At 42.1% G+C, this 1220-nt stretch carries 1 protein-coding gene; it reads right to left on the bottom strand.

The features are described from left to right. Positions 1-152 precede the first annotated feature (152 nt). The coding region (locus R7P72_RS25000) for a class I SAM-dependent methyltransferase (protein WP_318110959.1) at positions 153-1220 on the bottom strand (1068 nt) is incomplete at its 5' end.

Here is a 1220-nt window from a genome sequence, read left to right on the forward strand (position 1 = left end):
TGTACAATAGGATTGGTGCTCAAGGTGCTTTCAGGCATTAGGTTCAGTTGCGGTTGTTGTGGCGCTGAACATGCAGCAAGCAATGCAACCGAAGCCGCGAGTAACAGTTTTTTCATTTTATTGTTCCTTGTAAACATTTTGCTCGGAGAGCTCTATTGTTTTGCGCTTAATTTAGCAGGATTTTTTGTTGCCTGTAAAATCACGAACTTATTGTTAGAAGCGATGAGTTTCACATTCTTATCGCCAAACAGACGTTTCAACTTGGCATCGTAGCCGAGGTGACGGTTTCCTATGACGAGTAACTTGCCATTTTGGTTCAAAATTTGTTTTGCATCACAGAACATTTGCCATGCGATATGATCGGTAATGGCTTGTTGCTGGTGGAACGGTGGGTTACACATGATTAAATCGCAACTGTCAGGTTTGAATCCATCCAAACAGTTATTGGCTACGCACTGAATGTCGCGACCTTCGCCCAAGTTATCCAATAAGTTCTGCTTGGCAGATTCAAGCGCCATGAAGCTTTCATCAACGCAAGTCAGTCTTACATTTGGATTGAGTTGACCTGCTTTTACCGATAAGACGCCGTTACCGCATCCCAAATCGATAATGTGGTTGATTGAGGCGTCTTGAGGAATATGTTGCAGCATAAAACGCGCACCTAAATCTAAGCTTTCTCCTGAATAGACATTTGGCAGGTTTTTAAGCTGAATGTGTTCACCTTCGACATCCCAAGCCGTGATTGGATCTACTTCAATTCTTGGTTCTGCATTGGCCTGAGAAAAGACCAGTCGATGCTTTTTCCACGCCAGTGACGTTTTAGTCTCTCCAAGGTATTTTTCGAACAATTTTAATGTAGACGTATGGATTTCTTTGGCTTTGTTTACAGCAATAACAGGGCAAGCGGTTGGAAGCATCTTGCGAAGTTGGCTCAAAATCCAAACAAGATGACGATTACTTTTAGGTAGCTGGACTAACACAAGATCTGTATTCGCAGGAATACTGTCCATTGTGGTCAGAAATGCCACTTTATTACATTGATTGTCTTCAAGATTTTTTTGAGCACCTTTGTGAGAGACGAAAGAATCGCTCATAAAAGTGACATGATGTTTTTCAGAAAACCAGCAAGCGAGGGCACCAAAGTTGTCATTGATAATAACGATGTTTTGATGGTCGGGTAATGCCATTTCTTCGACGTGATTGATCAGGTACTCATCACC

Source organism: Vibrio sp. Vb0888 (assembly GCF_033338835.1).
GTDB classification, from domain to species: Bacteria; Pseudomonadota; Gammaproteobacteria; order Enterobacterales; family Vibrionaceae; genus Vibrio; species Vibrio alginolyticus.